Origin of the sequence: Limnovirga soli, from assembly GCF_013106755.1 — a bacterium.
Lineage (GTDB): Bacteria > Bacteroidota > Bacteroidia > Chitinophagales > Chitinophagaceae > Limnovirga > Limnovirga soli.
Genome location: NZ_WHPF01000015.1, coordinates 77998 through 100512 on the forward strand (window position 1 = coordinate 77998; position 22515 = coordinate 100512).

15 protein-coding genes are annotated in these 22515 nt (G+C 38.4%); 3 read left to right on the top strand and 12 right to left on the bottom strand.

Annotation, left to right across the window (positions count from 1 at the left end):
- Window positions 1–21 precede the first annotated feature (21 nt).
- The 5 genes from GD597_RS18540 to GD597_RS18560 all read right to left on the bottom strand — a co-directional run bounded on the left by GD597_RS18540 (window position 22) and on the right by GD597_RS18560 (window position 8687).
- Window positions 22–2796, bottom strand: coding sequence for a BamA/OMP85 family outer membrane protein (locus GD597_RS18540; protein WP_171609403.1), 2775 nt, complete (start codon window positions 2794–2796; stop codon window positions 22–24).
- A gap of 137 nt (window positions 2797–2933) precedes the next feature.
- Window positions 2934–3695: an isoprenyl transferase gene (locus tag GD597_RS18545; RefSeq protein ID WP_171609404.1), complete on the bottom strand. Its 762-nt coding sequence runs from the start codon at window positions 3693–3695 to the stop codon at window positions 2934–2936.
- Between the two features lie 370 nt (window positions 3696–4065).
- The gene (locus GD597_RS18550) at window positions 4066–5520 is read right to left on the bottom strand and encodes a Gfo/Idh/MocA family protein (RefSeq protein WP_171609405.1); all 1455 of its coding nucleotides are present in this window, start codon (window positions 5518–5520) and stop codon (window positions 4066–4068) included.
- 305 nt (window positions 5521–5825) lie between these two features.
- A complete protein-coding gene (locus tag GD597_RS18555) occupies window positions 5826–7352 on the bottom strand; it encodes a GH3 family domain-containing protein (RefSeq protein WP_171609406.1) in 1527 nt (508 codons plus the stop codon).
- Window positions 7353–7502: 150 nt separating this feature from the next.
- Window positions 7503–8687, bottom strand: coding sequence for a glycosyltransferase family 2 protein (locus GD597_RS18560; protein ID WP_171609407.1), 1185 nt, complete (start codon window positions 8685–8687; stop codon window positions 7503–7505).
- A 99-nt stretch (window positions 8688–8786) separates the two neighbouring features.
- Here GD597_RS18560 and GD597_RS18565 point away from each other — a divergent pair, with 99 nt between their 5' ends.
- Together GD597_RS18565 and GD597_RS18570 are read left to right on the top strand one after the other, a co-directional pair.
- Window positions 8787–9776 (top strand): aldo/keto reductase, encoded by a 990-nt coding sequence (locus tag GD597_RS18565; protein ID WP_171609408.1) that lies wholly within the window; start codon window positions 8787–8789, stop codon window positions 9774–9776.
- 206 nt (window positions 9777–9982) lie between these two features.
- Window positions 9983–12748: a CHAT domain-containing protein gene (locus GD597_RS18570; protein WP_171609409.1), complete on the top strand. Its 2766-nt coding sequence runs from the start codon at window positions 9983–9985 to the stop codon at window positions 12746–12748.
- 97 nt (window positions 12749–12845) lie between these two features.
- On the opposite strand, the gene GD597_RS18575 is transcribed toward GD597_RS18570, so the two are convergent.
- The 6 genes from GD597_RS18575 to GD597_RS18600 form a co-directional block, all read right to left on the bottom strand.
- Window positions 12846–13622, bottom strand: coding sequence for a hypothetical protein (locus GD597_RS18575; RefSeq protein WP_171609410.1), 777 nt, complete (start codon window positions 13620–13622; stop codon window positions 12846–12848).
- A complete protein-coding gene (locus GD597_RS18580; protein ID WP_171609411.1) occupies window positions 13612–14226 on the bottom strand; it encodes an RNA polymerase sigma factor in 615 nt (204 codons plus the stop codon). The genes GD597_RS18575 and GD597_RS18580 overlap by 11 nt, the downstream gene beginning before the upstream one ends.
- A 203-nt stretch (window positions 14227–14429) precedes the next feature.
- Window positions 14430–14810 (bottom strand): iron chaperone, encoded by a 381-nt coding sequence (locus GD597_RS18585; RefSeq protein ID WP_171609412.1) that lies wholly within the window; start codon window positions 14808–14810, stop codon window positions 14430–14432.
- A gap of 257 nt (window positions 14811–15067) precedes the next feature.
- Window positions 15068–16006 carry a hypothetical protein gene (locus tag GD597_RS18590; RefSeq protein WP_171609413.1) on the bottom strand — a complete coding sequence of 313 codons (939 nt, stop codon included), beginning with the start codon at window positions 16004–16006 and terminating at the stop codon, window positions 15068–15070.
- A gap of 9 nt (window positions 16007–16015) precedes the next feature.
- Window positions 16016–17437, bottom strand: coding sequence for an MBOAT family O-acyltransferase (locus GD597_RS18595; protein WP_171609414.1), 1422 nt, complete (start codon window positions 17435–17437; stop codon window positions 16016–16018).
- A 371-nt stretch (window positions 17438–17808) separates the two neighbouring features.
- Window positions 17809–19230, bottom strand: a complete 1422-nt coding sequence (locus GD597_RS18600) for an MBOAT family O-acyltransferase (protein WP_171609415.1) — start codon at window positions 19228–19230, stop codon at window positions 17809–17811.
- Between the two features lie 487 nt (window positions 19231–19717).
- Here GD597_RS18600 and GD597_RS18605 point away from each other — a divergent pair, with 487 nt between their 5' ends.
- A complete protein-coding gene (locus GD597_RS18605) occupies window positions 19718–21763 on the top strand; it encodes a hypothetical protein (RefSeq protein WP_171609416.1) in 2046 nt (681 codons plus the stop codon).
- Window positions 21764–21978: 215 nt separating this feature from the next.
- Here GD597_RS18605 and GD597_RS18610 read toward each other — a convergent pair whose 3' ends face one another.
- A complete protein-coding gene (locus GD597_RS18610; RefSeq protein WP_171609417.1) occupies window positions 21979–22488 on the bottom strand; it encodes a VanZ family protein in 510 nt (169 codons plus the stop codon).
- Window positions 22489–22515: the final 27 nt, after the last annotated feature.

A 22515-nucleotide genomic window follows, 5' to 3' on the forward strand; every position in this document is an offset into this window, starting at 1 on the left:
AGTATGGCAATTTAAAATTCATCAATCCGGTTCAAAGCCCAGCATAAAGGTAAACCTTGATGCATCTTTAAGTGAAGAACCAGCACCATAACGGTCAAGACCAACACCATAATCAAAGCCAAGTAAACCAAACATAGGCAGGAAGAAACGCATACCTACCCCAACTGATCTTCTTAACTGGAATGGATTATAATCTTTAAAAGAATACCATCCATTGGCTGCTTCAAAAAAGGTTAATCCATAAATAGTACTGCTTGCACTGGTACTAAACGGATAACGCAATTCCATAGTATATTTATTAAACATGGTAAAATACTGCGAAGCGCCCTGCTGATCTGGATTTACCCGTGGATCAGACGTTTGATATACAGGATATCCACGATGTGCCACAATATCATATCCTAATAAAGCATAGTTATTACTTAAACCTGCATCACCCACCTGAAAACGTTCAAACGGAGATGTATTTAAATCGTTATTGTATTTACCAAGATAACCAAACTTAGCTGCCAGTTTTAGCACAAATTGTTTATTGTGCTCCTCACCTTTGGGCTTACCAATAGGTAAATACCATTCACCTGTAAAGCGCCACTTATGGTATTCAATTAATTTATAAGGGTTTTCTGCATTTACCAGGTTTTTATCTATTAGCGAGAATGGAGGGGTAACCGCTACACTTAATGAAAGGTTAGAACCACTTCTTGGAAATATCTGCTGATCCAAAGAGTACCTGCTCATCGTAAATTTCAGGTTGATATTATTAGAATACCCGTTTCTAAACAAAGAACCATCTTTTAGTGCCAAACTACGGTCAATGGCATAGTTCTTTAACGTATATCTGGCATAGTTGGCACTTACACCCATTGAAAAATAATCATCCGGCCATTTTAACTGCTTTTGAAAACCAAGCGAAAAACCCGTTGTTTTAAAAAAGGATGTATCTGCCGCCTGACGCTCATATTGGCCAGTATAAGGATTATAGGCATTGGCAAATTTTGTATCGTATAAACTTACAGTAAGTGTATTACGCTTTTTGCCACCTAACCATGGTTCGGTGAACGATACATTGTAGGAGCGGTAGGCACGTCCATTACTTTGCATACGAATACTTAATTTTTGTCCATCGCCTACCGGCAAAGGATCCCATGCCTCTTTGTGCAGAATATTTCTAATTGAGAAATTATTAAACGATACGCCCAGGGTTCCTGTTAAACCAATACCTCCACCAAAACCAGCACTTAGTTCCAGCTGGTCACTAGATTTCTCAACTACACCCCAGGTAACGTCAACAGTTCCATCATCTGGATTGGGTACAATAGTGGGGGTAATTTTTTCCTGATCGAAAAAACTTAGGTTGGCAATCTCTCTTTGAGAACGGATAACATCTGTACGGCTGAACTTTTCACCCGGCAATGTTCTCAATTCCCTGCGTATAACATATTCTTTGGTACGATCGTTACCGGTAATTCTGATATTCTTAAAGGTTGCCTGTGAGCCCTCTCTTATATGTATTTCAAAATCAATGGTATCTTCGTAAACAGCTGTTTCAATAGGGTCTACCTGAAAAAATAAATACCCATCATCCATATAAAGGCCACTAATATCACCTCCCTCGGGAGCTACATTTTTACCTAATTTTTTATTTAATAAATCAAGGTTATAAGTATCTCCTTTATGAATACCTAAAACTGCTGTAAGTAAAGAATCAGGATATTTTGTGGCACCGCGCCATACTATATTGCCAAAATAGTATTTATGCCCTTCTTCCAGTTTAATATTGATGTTCATATTACCCTTGGCAGTATTGTACAATGTATCTTTTACAATATTGGCATCACGGTAACCAAGTGAGTTGTAATAATTAATTATTTTCTCTTTGTCTTCTTCGTACTTCTTATCATTGAATTTAGCTGAAGTTAGCAGTTTAAGGCGTATATAAGGGTCAACCAGCTTTTTTGATTTTGTGTATGACAAATAGCCCTTATCCTGTAAATATTCACTAAAACTGTATGCTTCCGGCCTTGCAAAACCTAAAGAATCCCTTGTTGGGAAAAGGGTAAGACGGGTTTTCTCTTTGGTACCCTTCATCTGTTTTTTTAGCTTAAGGTCATTTACCGTATTATCAATAAAACTAATCTCATCAATTTTTACCTTATTACCCTTTGTTACATATAAATCAAGAATAACCGAATTCTCAAAAGAGGTATCTTTTTTAATATCAATTCGTGTTTTTACATTTCTAAACCCTTTGTCAAAATAAAAACGGTTTACCGCATCAATAGCGGTTCTCTTCATATTCTCAGTCACCACCCTCCCAATTATCAAACTTGTTTTTGGCCCCAAATCATCCGCTTCGGATTTGTTTACCCCTTTAAATACATATTTTGATAACCTTGGACGTTCAGTTACACTTATTTCCAGATAAATATTGTTCCCTTCCAGTTTGGTAATATAAATAGCTACATCACTAAAATAATTTTGAGACCATAGTTTACCAATGGCTTTCGAAAAATTATCAGCACCGGGTATGGTAATTTCATCCCCTATTGTAATGCCGGATACTGACAATAGCAAAGCTTCGTCAAAATATTTATTACCGGTAATCTTTACACCGCCTACCTTATATTTCTGAGGTGTTTTCTGGTTAAAAATATTCAGCAGGTCTGCATCCAGGGAAGTAACAGGTTGTACAGTAGTATCAGCAGTGTTATTATTTCTAATAAGCACCTGCGCTTTAACACCAAAACCTATAAACGTAAACGAAATAAACGCTAAGTATCTGTAAAATCGCTGCATCCGGGTGATAATTTGATTGTTATTTCTTAAGCTACAAAGCTTTTGAAGCAACATTTATGTTTAAGTGGGGCAAATTAAAAGTATTATTCAGAATTGTATCAGAACTGTTTGTTAAAACGAACTGTTTACATCTACATTTAATGGCTAACACCTGTATGTAACAGCTGGTCGCTGGTTTTACCAAATCTTCTTTCCCTGCCCTGAAAGTCAATAATGGCCTCATATAAATTCTTTTTTCTAAAGTCCGGCCAGCGAACATCAGTAAAATAAAGTTCAGCATACGCCAGTTGATACAACAAGAAATTGCTAATCCTAAACTCACCGCTGGTACGTATCATCAACTCAGGATCAGGAAAATCACTGGTAGACAAATAAGCTTCCAGCGTTTCATTGTTAATAGTTTCCGGGTTAATTTTTCCGGCTGCCACATCTATACCAATTTTTTTAACGGCATTTACCAATTCCCAGCGGCTGCTATAGCTTAAGGCCATTATCAGGTTCATGCCATTATTATCCTTGGTTTCTGCTAATACCTCGGCCAATCCATTACGGGCATGTTCTGGAAGCATTTCAGTATCTCCAATTACACGTAACCTGATATTGTTTTTCTTCAAAACAGGCGCTTCTTTTTTCATATTTTCTACCAAAAGCTCCATTAATCCACTTACCTCATGTGCAGGCCTATCCCAGTTTTCGGTACTAAATGCATAAAGCGTAAGGTATTCCAACCCTAATTCTACAGCGCCCTCAACTATGTTTCTTACACTTTCAACCCCATGAAAATGGCCATATAACCTATCCTGGCCCTTTTCTTTGGCCCAACGCCCGTTGCCATCCATAATAATGGCCACATGCTTTGGTAAACGGCTTTTATCAATTTTTTCTATTAACTCCTGCATATACCCGGTATATTAAAGTGGGCAAAATTAACAAAATACCCGGCTTTTGCCCATTTAAAGTATTTGGCATCAATTTAAACAAGTTTACTGCAATTGATTTGCTTAAAATTTACAAAATAATTTACCCAAATTAACTCTCAATGGGCGTTGCCCTTGAGGGCCGGGCTTTCCGTTGCAAGTCCTCGCTCACTGCGTTCGCTGCGGGCTTTTCACTGCAATCCCTAACGCAAAAAAGGCAGGTAAGTGCGTATCAATAAAACTAAATAATTAAAAATGCTATTAGTTAAGAATGCTGTAATTGACGATAAAATCAAATAAAAAAGCCATACCAACATAATGCTGGTATGGCTTCTATCACTAATATATATATTTAAACACCAAGGCTCCAGCCTTCACGGTAAGTACGTTTTACAAACTGGTTGGCATCTTCAAAATTGGTAATCTTCATATTCGGACCATCCCACAGCAATTTAATATTACGGCCCGGATAATCAAATTCACCATTTTTTGCCTTCTTCTTAATATCATAACTGCGAATAGCCAGGTTACCCATTAATACGCTCTCTGTTAATGGACCAGCAATATCAAAATGTGAACTCAGGTTTTTAGCTTTATCACTGCCATAGCCTGCCATTGCAGCTTCTACCCAGGCAGCATAGTGGCCTTCATCACCTCCCGGTACACGGGCTATAGTTTGTGGCACTACTGTTTCTTTGGTACGCGATGTAGGTAATAATTGAGGGTTAATACCATATGTACCACACATCATATTGCCCTTGCTACCAAGGAAAATAGCCCCATTACCACCATCACCCATTTCTTCGTTTGGACCAAGTTCGGCTGGCCTTTCTGGTTGTATACCACCATCCATCCAATGCAATTTTAGCTCTTTGCCATTAGGACGCTGGAATGTGAGAATAATATGAGAAGCAATAGGCCCACTCTCAGGGAAATAGCCCTTTTGCCAGTTTTGAATATATTTTGTAGCCACGCTGCATTCTGCTGCCACCGGGTAACCTAAGCCCAAAACGGCAAATGCGGGTGCCATAATATGGCAAGCCATATCGCCCAATGCGCCGGTACCATAATCCCACCAGCCGCGCCAATTAAATGGTAGCATGGCATCAAAATAATCTCTTTGCGGTGCTGTACCCAGCCATAAATCAAAATTAAGTTCTTTAGGTATAGGCGATGACGTGGTAGGCCTTGCTACGCCTTGCGGCCAAATTGGTCTATCGGTATAACAATAAATAGTATGTACATCACCTATAATGCCGGCATTATACCAATCCTGTAATTGCCTTACGCCATCACCACTACTACCCTGGTTACCCATTTGGGTTACTACTTTATACCGGTGTGCTGCCTGTGTAAGCATACGGGCTTCGTAAATATCGTGTGTTAGTGGCTTTTGCACGTATACATGCTTGTTTAGCTGCATGGCTGCCATGGCGGCAACTGCGTGTGTATGATCTGGTGTAGATACAGAAACTGCATCAATTGATTTACCTTCTTTGGCCAGCATTTCCCTGAAATCGGTATAATATTTTGCTTTGGGATAATTTTTACGGCTGGCTACAGATTGCCTGTCGTCTACATCGCATAGAAAACCAATTTCGGCCTTTCCACTTTTATAAAAATTCCACAAATCACTTTCACCTTTACCTCCTGCGCCAATACCTGCAATAACCAGTTTATCGCTGGGTGCAACAAAACCACGACCCAATACATGGCGTGGTACAATATAAAAACCTGCCATGGCTGCTCCGGCATTTTTAATAAAATTTCTGCGTGAATTGCTTCCTGATTTTTTGTTGTTGTTCATGGAATAAAATGCTCGTTAGAAATGAAAGAATAAATTAGTGGCATGAATTTAAGGCAATTACATGTTGTGAAAAAAATAAAAGTATGGATGGGTAATTTTTGAACAGAAGCGGGTAAATAAAAAATCAAAATTCACTTTGCTATAACAATGTTGTAAAATGTTTAGCTGCTTTTGGCTGTTGCGTTAGGGATTGCAGTGAAAAGCCCGCAGCGAACGCAGTGAGTGAGGACTTGCAACGGAAAGCCCGGCCCTTAAGGGCAACGCCCATTGTATTTGCCCAGGCGCTGCCTTTTAATTAGGGGAATTTAAATAAGTTCTCCTTTTAAAAATTTATTCCAGTCTTCTAACATGCGGCCTTTTAATACACGGGGAAATTTGTGCTGGCCGCCAATTTTGCCTTTTAACCGCATAAACTCCATGAAACGTTCTTCTGGTAAAACATCCAGAAATACCTGTTGTAATGCACTGTTTCTTTCTACAGCGTAATCATCGTTTATTTCTTTTAGCTTTTCGTCTATTTTAACGCGCAGGGTCTCTGCATTAATGGCATCATCGCTGGCTACATACCAATGGTGGGCAAAGAATGTGCCATGCGGTTTGCCTACTACGGTATACTCGGGTATACACACATTCATTTCGTTGCTTACTATTTGTATGGCTTTGTTCATATTATCCACACTCAGGTGCTCGCCAACCAGACTTAGAAAATGTTTGGTACGGCCGGTGATGACTATTTCGCAACGCTCTTTATCGGTAAACTTAATGGTATCGCCAATAAGATAGCGCCAGGTGCCGGCGCTGGTGCTGATTAACAGTGCATAATCTTTACCCTCCTCTACTTCATGTATCATTAAAGTTTCGGGGTTGGCTACCAAATCTCCATTATCGTCGAAATTTTTATAATCGAAGGGTACAAACTCGTGAAATATATGCTCGTTGGTAACCAGCCGCATACCGGTGGCATGCTGCCTATCCTGATAAGCAATAAAACCTTCGCTGGCCAGATAGGTTTCTATATAAGTAATGGGTTTACCCAGCAATTTTTCAAAGCCTTTTTTATAAGGTTCGAAGCTTACGCCGCCATGCACAAAAAAATCGAGGTCTGGCCAAATATCGTGTATAGTGTTGAGTTGATAGCGCTCAATAATCTTTTCCATACACATTTGTATCCAGGCTGGCACGCCTACTACAAAACCAATATCCCAATGAGGAGCATGTTCAACAATTTCTTCCAGCTTTTTCTCCCAATCTTTTTCTTTAGCAATTTTTTTGCCTGGCTTATAAAACGGTTGAAACCAAAAAGGGGCTTTTTTTGCAGTAATGCCACTTAAATCCCCGGAATAGTATCCGGCGCCTTTTTGTAATGCCGTACTGCCTCCAATCATTAGCCAACCTTTGCCTATTGAACGGATGGGAATATCGTGGTAATTACGCAAACTAAGCAACTGCTTTATCATAACATAGCGGTTGCCTTTTAATAAATCGCTGGTAATGGGAATGTATTTACTTGAAGATTCGCTGGTGCCACTGCTTAGTGCATAGTATTTTATTTTACCCGGCCAACAAATATCTGGTTTGCCTTCCAGGGTTTTATGCCACCATTCAGTATAAATGCGGTTATAATTATATATAGGCACCATATCCTGGAATTTTTTTCCGGGATGTTTGCTCATTAAAATTTCGTCGAATTTAAAATGCTGACCAAACTCGGTAAATCTGGCTTTGCGTAGCAATTTTTTTAAAACACGCAACTGTTGCCAGCGAAGATCGTTTGTAGGCAATCGTAGCGCTTTTGCAACACTATTTGGTAACTGTATGTCAAATAATGGCATTTTATAAGCGTTTAATAAAAAACGAAACTACGTTAAAAGCAATTAGTTTGTATACCGCTTAATAAAATTATAGAACAGTCATTAGTTTTTAGCCTTATTACCTGCATTGCTACCCTAATTTATTGTTATTCTATTTACGGATATAATAAATTAGGTGGCGTTATACACTATACCTGTGCTTTTACCGTGCTGACTGCCAACAATACTGCTGGTTGCGGCACCATGCCACAAAAACAAACCAGCTTTCTTTTGCTTTGCAAGGCATTCAATGGCTGCTGAATAAGTTAAACCCCCTGTACATAAAACGATTATTTCATTGTTAGTTGGCAGTTTATCTAGGGTTTCAATAGACTGAAAACTTGCATTTGAATGGTATTGCCTTAAAATATTGGCGGCATTAGCCGTGCAGGTTTTATCTCCTACCAGCATATAATTGGTTTGCATTTCATTTCTGCTGCTTCGAAGGGTATTGGTGAAAAGCCTTACCGGGGCCATGATTAAACTTAGCAAAGCCCTGCTGTAAATACCGGCCTTTAATAGGAATTGCATTATAAAGGCGAAAGCCCCGGTATAATGTTTATTTACAAATACAACCATGGCCTGATAAAAAATGCGCACATAATTCAATTTACCTTTGCGTGCACTTTCCCCTTTAAAATGAATGATACTGGTATTACCCAAATAAAATACCTCTGCTCCGCTTTGCTGTATTCTATAACTCAGGTCTATATCTTCCCCATACATAAAAAAAGCCTCGTCAAATGCACCAACTTTATCCAGTACCGTTTTGCGCACCATCATAAAAGCGCCGCACAAAACATCTACTTTATGAATGCCATCTTCCATAAGATGGCCCAAAGCATACCTGTTAAAAATGGAAGACTTTGGGAAAATTTGTGCTAATCCGCACATTTTAAAAAAAGCAACCCCGGGTGCAGGAAAAGCCCTTTTACTCTCGGGTAAGAAATGCCCGCTACCATCCAGCATCTTTACGCCTAACGCACCAACAGTGGGTTTTGCCATAAAAAAATCAAAACATAACTGTAAAGTATCTTCCGCAATAATGGTATCGGGGTTTAAAAACAAAACCATTTCTCCTGTACACTGTGCTAATGCCAAATTATTGGCTTTTCCAAAACCCATATTAATGGTGTTAGCTATAAAATGAACCTGCGGGTATTTTGGTTGCAGGTAGGCTATGCTGCCATCAGTTGAGTTATTATCAACCACCCATACTTCTGCATCAATAGTTGCAATGCCTTTTACAACTGCACACAGACATTGCTCTAAAAAATATTTAACATTATAATTTACTATGATGATGGATAATCTCAAGCAAAAATTTCAGTTTTGTGAAATAAGGGTAAATATAGTAAACCCATCCATTAGTTAGTAAAACCACACTTTCTGCATTACATTACATAAAAAAATACCATGCAAACAAAACCATTGGGTAAACAAGGATTAACCGCTTCTGCACTCGGACTGGGCTGTATGGGTATGAGTGAATTTTACGGCGCTACCGATGAAACAACTTCTATCAATACCATCCACCGGGCAATTGACCTAGGCATTACTTTTTTTGACACTGCCGATGCCTACGGACCACATAAGAACGAAGTATTGGTGGGCAAAGCCATTAAAAGCCACAGAAATAAAATTACTCTGGCCACCAAATTTGGCATTGTAAGAGACCCTGCCAATGCACAACTCAGGGGTTTGAATGGCAAGCCGGAATATGTATTCGCCTCCTGCGAAGCTAGTCTTAAAAGATTAGGTACAGATGTAATAGACTTATACTATCTGCACCGCAAAGATCCTGCAACACCAATTGAAGAAACAGTTGGCGCTATGGCACAACTGGTGCAACAAGGTAAAATAAAAGGCATTGGTTTATCAGAAGTATCATCAGCTACATTACGTAAAGCACATGCCGTTCATCCAATTACCGCCTTACAAACCGAATACTCTTTATGGAGCCGCGAACCAGAAGATGATATCATTAACACCTCCGAAGAACTGGGTATTGCCTTTGTTGCCTACAGCCCCTTAGGCCGTGGCTTTTTAACCGGAGAAATTAAAACCGTTAACGATTTTGCACCAGATGATTATCGTAGATTATCACCGCGTTTCCAGGGAGAAAATTTTCAAAAAAACCTGGATCTTGTAAATAAGATTCAGCAGCTGGCAGCAGCCAAAAACTGCACCGCCTCTCAGCTGGCATTGGCTTGGGTAATGGCTACCTATCCCCACGTATTTCCTATTCCCGGCACCAAAAGAATAAAATACCTGGAAGAAAATATTGGCGCACTGGACATACATTTTACTGCCGCAGAAATGGCGGCCATCAATGCCATTGCACCAAAAAATATAGCCAGTGGGTTACGCTACCCCGAAGCAATGATGGGTTCCATAAATCAGTAGCGTAAATAAGGATAGTAGTTTTTGTACCAGGCAGTAAAACATGGTTCAGCTTTACTTGCGTCGCACACTTGTACACAAGAATATTGCCCGGCAAATAAAACTGCGCTGTAATTAATTATAGTGGGTACTATTATCAATAAAATAAACACTCGTGTAATTTATAGCGCATAGCGTTTGTTTCTTATTATTTTTATAGTGCATAACAAATGAGTAAAAAGAGGTATATACTATTTGTGCTGATAAGTTGTACGTTGTTAATACAACCGCACAGCCAAACTGCTGATATAGATAAAGGCTTTATCAATAAATTTAATAAAGCTGATAGTCTATTTTCGGGCATTAATGGCGAGTATAATGATTCGCTTGCCTTAAGCTATTTTACAGCTGTTGCGAAAGGCCTCAAAGAAAATGCAACACATGCTATAATGCTCTTTAACTGCCAGGAACGAATTGGCATACTGCAACAGGGTTTGGGTAACAGTACTGCAGAAATATTGCAGCATTTTTATAAAGCCATTCAAATACAAAAATCTTATCAGCTTTCTGATTCTATTACATTCCGTTTATACCTTTCTATCGGTAATGTGCACTATTCTGTTGGCTTATTCGATTCTTCAGTTTTTTATTATACCAGGGCCGAAAATGTAATTGACCAATATCCCAATGCAGGCCTTGCCGGCGATTTATACAATTCTCTTGGGGCACTCTATAGCGAAGCTGGCAATTATAAACAAAGCAGCAATTATTTTAGTAAGGCATTGGAAATTACCAAACAAACCCGGCCCGAATTAAGGGAAGCCATTTTTGCCATGACGATGAATATCGCTTCGGCTTTGCGGCTTACAGGCAATTACGATGCTGCCATTGGGGTGTATAATTCTTTATTAAACAATACCGGCAATAAAACACCTTTATTAAACAACCTTGCCAGAATTTATATAGCAAAACAACAACCTGATAGTGCATTATTTTTTCTTAAACAAATCAAGGATGTAAATGGCCAATATGCAATAGCTTATAATAACTCTTTGGCAGAAGCCTATTTACAACTGCATAATACCGATGCAGCCAAACAATATTTGTTATTGGCTGAACAAATATTTACAGATAACAGCAAAGGCGCCAGGAGTATTTATTTTGGTACTACCTGTTTATTAAACGGCAAACTTTTACTGCAATTGCAGCAACCAGAAGCCGCATTGGCCTATTTTCAAAAAGCAATGATACAGCTGCACTCAAATTTTTCTGATACCAGCGTGTATGCCAATCCTGCCAGCTATATTGGCGATTTTGCGAGTTATGATTTATTTGAAGCATTAATTGCCAAAGCCAATTGCTTTGCGCAACTCTACCAGCTTCATCATTCCGGTAAATATGCTGAGGCAGCTATACAAACATTTCAATCTGCTTTTAATCTGGCTGATTACATAAAAAAATCCATAGATAACGATGAAGCCCGTTTGTTTATGGCCGATAAGGTTTTTAATGCCTATAAAAACGCTGTGGCATTTATTATGCAATCGGGCAATGATATTGTGTTAACTGAACTTGCACTGCAATGGATAAGCAAAAGCCGGGCTGCAGCACTGGCCATTAGTTTAAATGAAAATAATATAAGGCAATATGCAGGTTTGCCTGATACCTTATTACAAGAGGAAAAAAATACCCGGCTTTCCCTATCAAGGTTAAAAAGGCAGATGGCACAAGAAACAGATTCTGCCACACAACAAACTATTGCATCGCAAGTTAATAGCGCAGAATTATTGCTTAACCGTATAATGAATAAGTACAAGGATTATCCTGCGTACTACGAACAGAAATTTGCTGCAGATAGCCTTAACATTACAGCTATACAACAAAATATTCTTGATAAAAATACTGCGGCCATTTGCTATTTTAGAACAAATGATACTCTGCTGGCTTTTGTTATTAAACAAACTACCATTAACTGTATTAAGCTGCCACAGGCTGGTGCCCTGCAAACACAATTAGCATTATTCTCTGAAAGTTTAACGGAACATGTGGCGGGTAAAAATGATGCCTCAAAAATATCGGGCACGCATTTGTATAATGCTTTAATAGAACCCCTAGTTCCAATTATGTCAGGTATTGAAAACCTGATAATTATTCCGGACCAGCAGTTGATTAATATTCCCTTTGAGGCATTTATTGGTCCGGACCATGAATATCTGGTATCGCATTATGCCGTAACCTACCAGTTTGCACTGCCTTTTTTGCATTTGGATAAACAAATAGCTAACACCACCAATAGTTTGGCATTAGCGCCGTTTGCTAATGCTAAAAATAACCTGCATGGCTATGCAGCCCTGCCTTCTTCGGCTGAGGAGATTGCTGTTTTTAGTGTAAATGACAGATTAACAAACAGCAATGCAACACGTGCTAACTTTTTAAATCGGGTAAATAATGCCTCTGTTTTGCATTTGGCTACACATGCCGTTGTTAATTTTAGCAATCCGGCCGATTCTTATATAGCTTTTTACCCATCCAATAATAATGATACTGCGTTCAAACTATTTGCACATGAACTGTATAACCTGCAATTACCCAATACGCATCTTGTTTTTTTAAGTGCCTGCGAAACGGGCAGTGGTAAAATATCTCAAAGCGAAGGTGCATTAAGTTTAACCAGGGCTTTTGCCTATGCGGGTTGCCAGAATATTATTACTTCGTTATGGAAAGCTGAAGATAAATCTACCGCCTATTTAAGTACCCGTTTTTATCATTATACCAATAAAGGGTATACATATGCCAGGGCTTTACAACAGGCTAAAATAGATTTATTAAATGATGCTGCTATGAGCCAGTTTCACCCGGCTGCTTATTGGAGCCATTTGGTATTTATTGGCGATGTACAGCCTGCTTCCAATGCATTGATTTGGTGGGTAATGGCAGCAGCAATTTTTGCAGCCGCCATAGGTATTTTATATTTTGTACGTAAACACCGGAAATAAACCTTTTTTAAGATGCCATAAAAGAGGAACCCTGAAGTGATTGCGACGCAAGCGGCGATACCATGAAAAGATACAGCCTGTATCTGCCATTCATCTTTTATTGTTTCCAGGTAAGCATGGTTAAAGTTAGTGGGCTTATTTCGCTGGCTTTTTGATAAAACAGGTGTTGTTTGTTACCCTTTATAATATCCAGTTGCTTTTTTGCTGCTGTTATATTACCTGCTTTTATATAGGCCATTGCCAGGTAATAATCTGTTTCATCTGCAAAATATTTATCGTTGCTTTTGCTGTTTAGCTGTTGCAGTGTGCTAAAGTTTTCTATGGCTTTTGCCGCATTATCTGTTTGCAAATAGGACAATGCTGCCAGAAAATAATCTTTTTGCTGTTTGTTATTATTGGCAGTAAAGTTGGCAATTACTGCAGTATAATTATTTGATTGGTATAAGCCATCAATTGTAGCTATGGTTTCGGCACCGCGATTTACAGGAAGTTGGTAAGCCATGTAATTATCGTTGAATACATTATTGGTATTGGTAGTGCTAAACTGGTATATGCCATAGGTTAGCAATACCACTACAAACACCGCAGCAATACGAAATACCTTACTAACTGTACTACCAAAATTTGGCTTAATTACAGTAGCGGTTGCTTTGGTAGTGGCCATATATTCTGTATGCAGGGCTTTTATTCTTTGTTGCATGCCCAGCGACTTTATAGCAGATTTTGCCAATTGCAGGTTTTCTAACCTGTCTTGCAAATTAACATTGGCGGCTATCAATTGTTCCAGCTGTGTAAGTTCTGCGGCCGGCATATCGCCGTCCATAAACATATTCAGTTGTTCAATATTGGTCTCGTTTGTAAAATTATCTTGCATTCTTCAGGGCGTTTTTAAATTGAGTTTTTAAATCCTTGTTTTCATTTATCAGTTGTTCCAGTTGTTTCATGCATTTGTACTTTTTGTTACGCAGTACCTGCTCGTTTTGATAATCGGGCATTTGGGCCACTATATCTTTCATGGGCAGATCTTCGTAGTACACCAGCATTAGCAATTGTTTGCATTTATCTCCCAGTTTTTCAAAAAGATCTTGTATTTGCTGGTAGTATTCCCTTGTTATAAGGTGTTGTACCATACCATCTTCTACCTGATCTTTAGCTGTTTCAAAGTTCTTGTTCCTGGTATCTGCACTGCTTCTTTTTCTAAGTTCAGATAGCCACAGGTTGCGGGTTATAGTGTACAAGAAAGATTTTACGCTGGCCTCGCCGCGGTAGGCATCTTTATGAATAATTTCAATAAAAGCCAAAATGGTTTCCTGTATCATGTCAGCTGCATCATCTGCCGATCCACTGTTATTTATCACGTAATTTTCAAGCAACCCATAGTATTGTCTGTAAATAAACCTGATAGCATCGTCTGTTTTCCGCTCATCTTTTAGTGCAGCTACTAAATCCTGGTCTGTGTAATCCCGTACAACCTGCATATTGTTAACATTTATATGTCGAAGTAAAATTGGCCTATGTAACCGAAAATTATAAAAAACTTAAGAATGATATTTATTTCTTTTATTAGCCCGGCAAAGATAGGTATAGCATCGCCGCTTGCGTCGCACAGTTCAGGGTTCCTCTTTTATGGCAGCAGGTAGCCTGTAAAATGCTACCGGTAATATTGCAAAAACAACGCCTGCTATTTGGTTGGGGCTTTCTTTTTGGTTTTGGCTGCATCATCTTTTACCCTGAATTGAACAATTTTTGTAATAAGTTTTAATGGCATGGGTTGGTTTAGTGGAAATTGTACCGAGCCTTTTGCGCCTTTATACACGGATAATTCATCTTTAAATGCGGCAATACCCAGTGCTGTGGGGTAAAAACCTATATGATTTTTATAGCCTGCAAAATAAACCAGTATGCCATTACCCTTATAGGCAGGCATTTGATAACTGATTACTTCGGTAGCCTGCGGTGCTGCTTTTTGTATTGCCGCCCTTACTTGTTGTAAAACTATCTGGGTTTCATTAGGAAATGCGGCAATATATTCATCTACATTGGTTGGCTTAATGGCAAGCATACATTTGAATTTAAATTTTAATGGCAGGTAACTTTGTGGCAATGAGTGGCAGACAAATACCTGTTTTGTTGCAGATTAAATGTACAAAACTTGCATAAATGAACAAAAGCAATTGTATTTTTTGATGCCATATGGATGGCGTACAAGTGTGCGACGCAAGTAAAGCTTAATAAAGTACCACTGCCAGGTACAATAAATGTAATACAATAAAAAAGCCGGGTATTACACCCGGCCCTCTCTTAAGTTTGAGAATGAAGCTATTGTTTAAGAATACCTTCCTGTTTAATTCTTGACATTATTTCCCGTGTAAACATTTCGGCCCCTTTGGTATTAAGGTGGTTTACATCGTAGAATAAGTCTTTTTGTACATATTTGGGGTCTGAAGCATAATCCCACAATTCAATATTATGCTCGGCAAAAACCTGTTTGCATACGCGTATTGATTCGTTGTCTTCGAATGGTTTTGTATACATGGGAGACAGGACGGCAACCAATGGAATATGATTATCCTGAACGGTTTTTATAAAATATTCTAACCTTTCTTTAGAAAATTCGTCTATACCATCTCTATCGGCAGTATACTCCTGTGGCGGATTAATGATTTTACTACCAGGCAAAGGTTGATAGCCATTGATATTATCATTGTCTTTTCTGGAATAGTTTCTTATAATAGATAAAACCTGTGAATTGTAGGCGTACAGTTTTGATACTTTGGCTTTGTATAATTCCTTAGGGAACAGATCCATTGCCAGTTCTTCAAAATGCTCGTTGGTAAGTACATAGGGTAATATCATACTGGCCAATACATCGCCGCCATCTTTATTAGAGCGCCAGGCAATTTCTTTTGATACAATATCAATAATGATCAACTTTGGCTTATGGCTGCCTTCGAGTGCACCGGGTAAAATAGCAGAGCCATACACTACATTAGAGCCATTACGACCGCAATTATAGGCACTAAGACCCAAAGAATCTGTAATAATTTTGGTATCGTATGTATGCACGGCACGTGAGCTGCCATAGATTAATACATCTTCGGTTGGGTTATTGATGGCATGTGCAAATGCTGCAGCATCGCCAAGGGGTTCGTTTTCAAAATAGTATTGAATGATGGAACCCAAACCCCTGTCTACCACAAACATAATGGCCAGGAGGATAATGAGTTTTTTTGCAAATTTTAAATACTGTGCCTTCATATGCTAATTTTAAAACTGGAAGTAAATGAACTGACCGCCATTAAATACACCTATGGATAATAACAATGTCATTAGCAATACATAGGCTGTATAGCGTATTACTACATTATTATTGTTGATAACCCTGAAATCGGGATAGTTTTCCTGAATATGTTCTACAATTATCAGTAAGGCTACTGCGAATAAGGAATAGTTAAAGGCAGTTGGGGGCTCTCCTTTATAAAAACCACCTGGTTTAATGGTGAATATTGATTTTACTATGTAAAAAGCATCATCTACATTGGCAGCTCTAAAAAAGATAGCAGTTACCAATACAATAAAGAATACGCTTATTTTACGAAAGAAATTAGATGTAACACCTAATAGTTTATGCAGTTTACGCAAAGCAGGATTTAATAAACGCTCTATTGCTATATACAAACCATTTAATAAACCCCAGATAATAAAAGTATAGTTGGCACCATGCCATAAACCGCTTACGGCAAATACAATTACGAGATTTAAAAGACTCACAATTACCCCTTTTCTACTACCACCAAGTGAGAAATAAAGATAATCTCTAAACCAGGTGGTTAAAGAAATATGCCAGCGTTGCCAAAGTTCCTGTATGCTTTTTGAGTTAAACAGAGGGCGCCTGAAGTTGGTCATTAAATCGTAGCCCATTACTTTGGCTGCACCTATGGCAATATCTGAATAGCCTGAGAAATCGCAATATACCTGAAAGGCAAAGAAGAAAGTGGCCATCATCATGCTTATACCACTATGATAATGAGCATTATTGTATACTGCATCTACATATATACCCACCCTGTCTGCAACAATTAATTTTTTTACAAACCCCCATAACATGATACGAAGGCCCTGAACAACCCTATCGTAGTTAAATTGTTTTTCTTCATAAAATTGGTGCAGAATATTTTGTGGCCGCTCGATGGGGCCCGCCACCAACTGTGGGTAAAACATTACATATAAGGCATAGATACCAAAATGCTTTTCGGGTTTTTGATGGCCGCGGTAAACCTCAATGGTATAACTCATGGCCTGAAAAGTATGGAAAGATAACCCTACAGGTAATAAAATATCCAAATGGGGGATGGGGTTTTGGTAGCTAAACTCGCCCAATACCAGCGTAATATTATGGTTTAAGAAATTATAATATTTAAAAAACGCCAGTACGCCTATATTGGCAATAAGGCTTAAAACAAGAAAAAGCTTTCGCTTTTTACCCTCACTTTGGGCAATGTAAATACCGGCAAAATAATCCACTACAATAGTAAAGCCCAGGATAAGGATGTATACCGGCAGAAAATACATATAGAAATAACAACTGGCTGCCAGTAATAAGCCCCACCTGTATTTATGCGGTAAAATAAAAAACAGCGATGTAACAATGATAAAGAAAGCAACAAAAATTAGCGAGTTGAATACCATTGAGTAGGAGTTTTTCTTATATAAGATTACAATAATAGACAAAAAATCAACAAAAATTTAGAGATAAGGCCATCTTAATGATTTGTTATCGATGATTTTTGGAATGATTTTATGCTGTTTGAATGCCTTTAATTACGTATTTTATTTTTTAAATAGCTGATTATCAATTATTAACAGATAAAAGGATTATATATTTAGATATTTGCAATATGAAAATATTTTTATTAGTATTTAATTGATAAACATGCATTTGTTATTGCGTTAGGGATTGCAGTGAAAAGCCCGGAATACCGCCTTCGGCGGTATGAGGACTTGCAGCGGAAAGCCCGGCCCCGCCCAAAGCGGGGAAACGCCCACCCTATTATTAGTTTTTAAAACTGAAAATAAATAAACTGCCCTCCATTAAAAACGCCAATTGAAATTAAAAGCGTTAGTAAAAATACATAAGCCGCATACCTAATGACTATATTGGAATTATTGATAATTTTTACGTTGGGGTAAAACTCCTGTACATGTTCTACAATTACCAAAAGCAGCACAGCAAAAATGGAATAACTAAATGCTGTTGGCGGTTCGCCCCTGTAAAAACCACCTGTTTTTAGGGTAAACATAGATTTGGTTATATACCATGCATCGTCTAAAGTTTGTGCCCTAAAAAAGGTAATAGTGGTACTTACAAAAAAGTAAACACCTAATATTCTAAAAAAATTGGCCGTTTTGCCCAGTAAGGCGTGTATTTTTTTAAGCAGTGGGTTTAAGATTCTTTCAAACACCAGAAAAAGGCCATTTAGTAAGCCCCAAACAATAAAAGTATAATTGGCCCCATGCCATAAACCACTTATGGCAAATACAAATACCAGGTTAAACATGCTGATAACCAACCCTTTTCTGCTGCCACCCATGGAGAAATAAAGATAATCTCTAAACCAGGTGGTTAAGGATATATGCCAGCGTTGCCATACTTCCTGAAAGCTTTTTGAAATAAGCATGGGGCGCCTGAAATTAGTCATAAGATCGTAACCCATTACCCTGGCGGCCCCTATGGCAATATCAGAATATCCTGAGAAATCGCAATATATCTGAAACCCAAATAAACAGGTGGCCACAATCATACTTATACCACTGTGGTAATGGGAATTATTATACACAGCATCTACATAAATAGCCACCCTGTCTGCCACCACCAGCTTTTTTACAAAACCCCATAACATTAATCGTAAGCCACAAACCACACGGTTATATTCAAAGTGCTTTTCTTCATAAAACTGGTGGATAATGTTTTGTGGCCTTTCTATAGGGCCCGCCACCAATTGCGGATAAAACATTACATACAAGGCATAAATACCAAAATGCTTTTCCGGTTTTTGATGGCCGCGATACACTTCAATAGTATAACTCATGGCCTGAAATGTGTGAAAAGTTAATCCAACCGGCAGCAGAATTTCTAAATGAGGAATAGGGTCTTTATACCCAAAACCATCCAATAGCAAACTAATATTATGGTTTAAAAAATTGTAGTATTTAAAAAAAGCCAGTACGCCAATATTGGCAATAAGACTCATGGTTAAAAAAAGCCTTCTTTGGTAACCGGTTGATTTAGCAATATAAATGCCTGCAAAATAATCTACCACTACTGTAAAACCCAGTATTAAAATATAAACGGGCAAAAAATACATATAAAAATAGCAGCTGGCAGCCAATAGCAAACCCCATCTGTATTTATGTGGCAATACAAAAAAAAGCAAAGTTACAACTATAAAAAAGGCAACAAAAGCCAATGAATTAAATACCATTCAGTAAGGGGTTTAAGGTGCCATCATTAATAAGCTATAAATTACCGCTTGTATAGAGGTAGTTTTACAATAAGTTCTATAGCTATTTTCTGTTTTCATAGAAAAATACAATAATGGATGTTAGGAATAATGGAAATAAAAATAGGCATTATAATTTATTTTTATTGCGATTAATTATAATAACATAAAACTGCTGTAAATATTATATACAGTTCAACAAACAGTTCATTAATAAGCCATTATCCTGATTTGGTAAAATGGTTATAGTACTTATAAGGCATTTTGCTATTACCAAGTATCTATTTTGTAGCCAGCATTGGTACAAGTATGTAGCCCGGTTGTGTCACTCACTTGTACGGCTGTATGTAAATGCAACAAAAAAATACCTACATTACTTAACCCTGCTTATTAACGAAATAAACCGGTTAGCGGTTTACCTTTAAGATGCCGAAATAGGCATGTTTATAAACACCAAACAAAAACAGCTATGCAAACAAAATATAAAACAGGGTCACCTTTTACATTATTCACCCTGCTAACGTTACTCTCTTGTAGCCTAACATTTTGTTCAGGGCCCAACAACAACACCCCAATAGCCGATACGGAAAAAATAGCTATCACCCAACCACTGCCTGCCTATTCCCGGCAAACCACCACAAAAGATGATTCCATTTTGCCTCCAAAAAATTTGTACGGGGTTTGGGGCGGTGGAGAACTTAGCCATGTGAATGCAGCCGAATACCCCTTTTTTAAAGGATGGTATATTATAAGACAATGGAAAGAAATAGAACCCGCAAAAGATAGTTTTGCCTGGGCCGCTTTCGACGAGCAGGTACAATATGCCACCACATATCACCTCGCCATAGGGTTTATGATTTGGGCTGGGCCACATGCACCTGATTGGCTATATGCTTACGGCGTTCCTAAAGTAAGTACAGATACCCGTAAAAAAGAAGCCGATTTTCCCTATTACCTAAGCCCGGTTTATAAAGAGCGTTACTTTAATATGCTTAAAAAAACCGCAGAACATATTCATGGCCTACCTGCGGCCCAAAGAAATAATATTGTAATGTGGATGAGTGCCGAAGGCAGCACCGGCGATATTACCCCCTACAAAGGCCGGCCAATTAACGACAAATACAATATTTCCGAAGAAGATTGGACCCATTTTAAAAAAGAAGTTTGGACATACATGTACCAGGTTTGCCAAACAGCCACTCCACGCATTAACCTGCTGGTAAACCAGGGCAACGATGGGCGCTATTTTAATTGGCTTATGGCCAATATGCCCAATGTTTGGATGAAAGCCGGCAATATTTCACATACCTACCAGTTTAATGGCGAGCAGGAATATTACAATAGGCTACAAAAACTGGATGCCAACATACAACAAGATAGCAGCGCCAACCGCACCCGTGGAGAAATTACCGTTAGCGGTAAATGGTTTAACACCAACGAAAGCTGGAATATGTATGCCCTAATCAGCTCATGTTTGCATTTTGGGCTGGATATATTTAATACATCGCCCAAATACATTAAAAACCCAGCAGATACAGTAAGTTTTAATTTCTTTAATTTCTATGCGGGGCATAAAGTGGCAGCCACTTCGCCGGGTGCATTTTGTGTGTTAAAAGATGCGCTGGATGCAGCAGACCTTAACAGATTTCCCGAATCAAAATATGGCCCGTTGATAGACCCCGACAAAAAAGAACAGTATAATAAGGAAATGGATAGAAAGAGTAAAAAAGAACAGGATGTATCCATAGAAGAAGCAGATCAGGGCATTCGCTTATCAGATATAAGAAATAATTATCTGTCCCCGCAAAGGATAGAAAAAATACTGGCTGAGTATGCCCCCTATGGTGCACAACGCGGTAATATTGCTGAAGACAGCGATACCACCAATATGCAAAAACCGGAGATACAAAAGCCCAAAAAGAAAGGCAAAAGCCCCAACCGCCAGGGCCGCAACACCGGTAAACAAAACCCAGATAAGGAGAAGAAGAAAAGCCGTAAAGAAAAAGAACCTGGCCAATTAACCAATTATCAAAAAAACCGGGAAGCCAATATGGTTATAAACGATATTGGGGTAAACCTGCTGCCCGATAATTATTACAGGTTTCTGGTGCAATACTCACCCAATACAACCAGCCGTGGTTATTGGCGGGTAGGCCCTGCAGATGCCCCATACGGCAGGTTTGCTCGTGGTTTTGATGCCAGTAATGGCATGACAGAGATGTTATTTGCCTTAGACAAAAATTTCTTTAGTGGCAACACCCTTGCGCAACCTGTGCTTATAAAAGTGATTTATTTAGATAAGGGAAAAGGAAGCTGGGCATTAAACTATTTTGCGGGTACAAAAAAGCAAGCTTACCAGGTACAATGCAATAACAGCGGCAAATGGATTATTAAAACAATTATACTTAAAGATGCAATTTTTACTCACCAACTACCGCATAGTTGCGATGTTAGCATAAGTTATATTAATGGCGATAATACCATTTTTAATTCAATAGAAATAATAAGGCAATAGTTATTGGCCTGGCTGTATACAAGCAGCAGCTTTACTTGCGTCGCACACTTCGGGGTTCTGGTTTTATGGCGGCAAAAAGCTGGCCTGAAAATGATATACGATTTAATTGCTTTACTGCTGCTACATAGCCTACAGCACAAAAGTGCGACGCAAGTAAAGCCATATATATGCTATTGGACTGGCTAAAAAAAGAATTTAAAATGGGTTCAGTTAGGTTATTCAAATTTGCCAATTTTTGATTGGGATTTTAAAACAGGCCTTATTACCTTATACAATATATAACCTGCAATGCCGCCGGTAAGGTTTAGTAAAAGGTCGTCCACATCAAAAATACCGAGGCCGGTGTACCGCTGTATCAGCTCGAAAATAAGGCTAACAAAAAGTACCGCGATAATTGTTTTAACAAATGAGCGCAATGCCATAAACAGAATGGGGAAAACCAATCCGAGTGGTATAAAACCCAATATATTACCACCAAGGTTTAATACCTTATATGTCATTGATTTATTGTGCGAAGTAAATGTTTCTGTAATAGTTTTAAACGGCACTGTGTTGGCGTATTTCAAAGCTTCTTTGGTTGCATGATCTCTAAAACTTTGTGCAGAAAAATAATGTTTGTAGTAATTAACAGACTCCTTAAAGAGGATGAATTTGGTTAATATCAGCATCCACCCAATAAGCACAAGGAATAAAATTCTTTTGGCCGCCTTATAGTTGTTTTCCATGAAATATGCATGCGCACAGGCGCTAAT

What these genes read in the sequence shown, in the direction of transcription:
- GD597_RS18570 (WP_171609409.1), top strand. Translation starts at nt 9,983, where the DNA reads ATGAGTAAAAAGAGGTATATACTATTTGTGCTGATAAGTTGTACGTTG.
- GD597_RS18555 (WP_171609406.1), bottom strand. Translation starts at nt 7,352, where the DNA reads ATGCCATTATTTGACATACAGTTACCAAATAGTGTTGCAAAAGCGCTA.
- GD597_RS18545 (WP_171609404.1), bottom strand. Translation starts at nt 3,695, where the DNA reads ATGCAGGAGTTAATAGAAAAAATTGATAAAAGCCGTTTACCAAAGCAT.
- GD597_RS18595 (WP_171609414.1), bottom strand. Translation starts at nt 17,437, where the DNA reads ATGGTATTCAACTCGCTAATTTTTGTTGCTTTCTTTATCATTGTTACA.
- GD597_RS18565 (WP_171609408.1), top strand. Translation starts at nt 8,787, where the DNA reads ATGCAAACAAAACCATTGGGTAAACAAGGATTAACCGCTTCTGCACTC.
- GD597_RS18605 (WP_171609416.1), top strand. Translation starts at nt 19,718, where the DNA reads ATGCAAACAAAATATAAAACAGGGTCACCTTTTACATTATTCACCCTG.
- GD597_RS18550 (WP_171609405.1), bottom strand. Translation starts at nt 5,520, where the DNA reads ATGAACAACAACAAAAAATCAGGAAGCAATTCACGCAGAAATTTTATT.
- GD597_RS18540 (WP_171609403.1), bottom strand. Translation starts at nt 2,796, where the DNA reads ATGCAGCGATTTTACAGATACTTAGCGTTTATTTCGTTTACGTTTATA.
- GD597_RS18610 (WP_171609417.1), bottom strand. Translation starts at nt 22,488, where the DNA reads ATGGAAAACAACTATAAGGCGGCCAAAAGAATTTTATTCCTTGTGCTT.
- GD597_RS18585 (WP_171609412.1), bottom strand. Translation starts at nt 14,810, where the DNA reads ATGCTTGCCATTAAGCCAACCAATGTAGATGAATATATTGCCGCATTT.
- GD597_RS18600 (WP_171609415.1), bottom strand. Translation starts at nt 19,230, where the DNA reads ATGGTATTTAATTCATTGGCTTTTGTTGCCTTTTTTATAGTTGTAACT.
- GD597_RS18580 (WP_171609411.1), bottom strand. Translation starts at nt 14,226, where the DNA reads ATGCAGGTTGTACGGGATTACACAGACCAGGATTTAGTAGCTGCACTA.
- GD597_RS18590 (WP_171609413.1), bottom strand. Translation starts at nt 16,006, where the DNA reads ATGAAGGCACAGTATTTAAAATTTGCAAAAAAACTCATTATCCTCCTG.
- GD597_RS18575 (WP_171609410.1), bottom strand. Translation starts at nt 13,622, where the DNA reads ATGCAAGATAATTTTACAAACGAGACCAATATTGAACAACTGAATATG.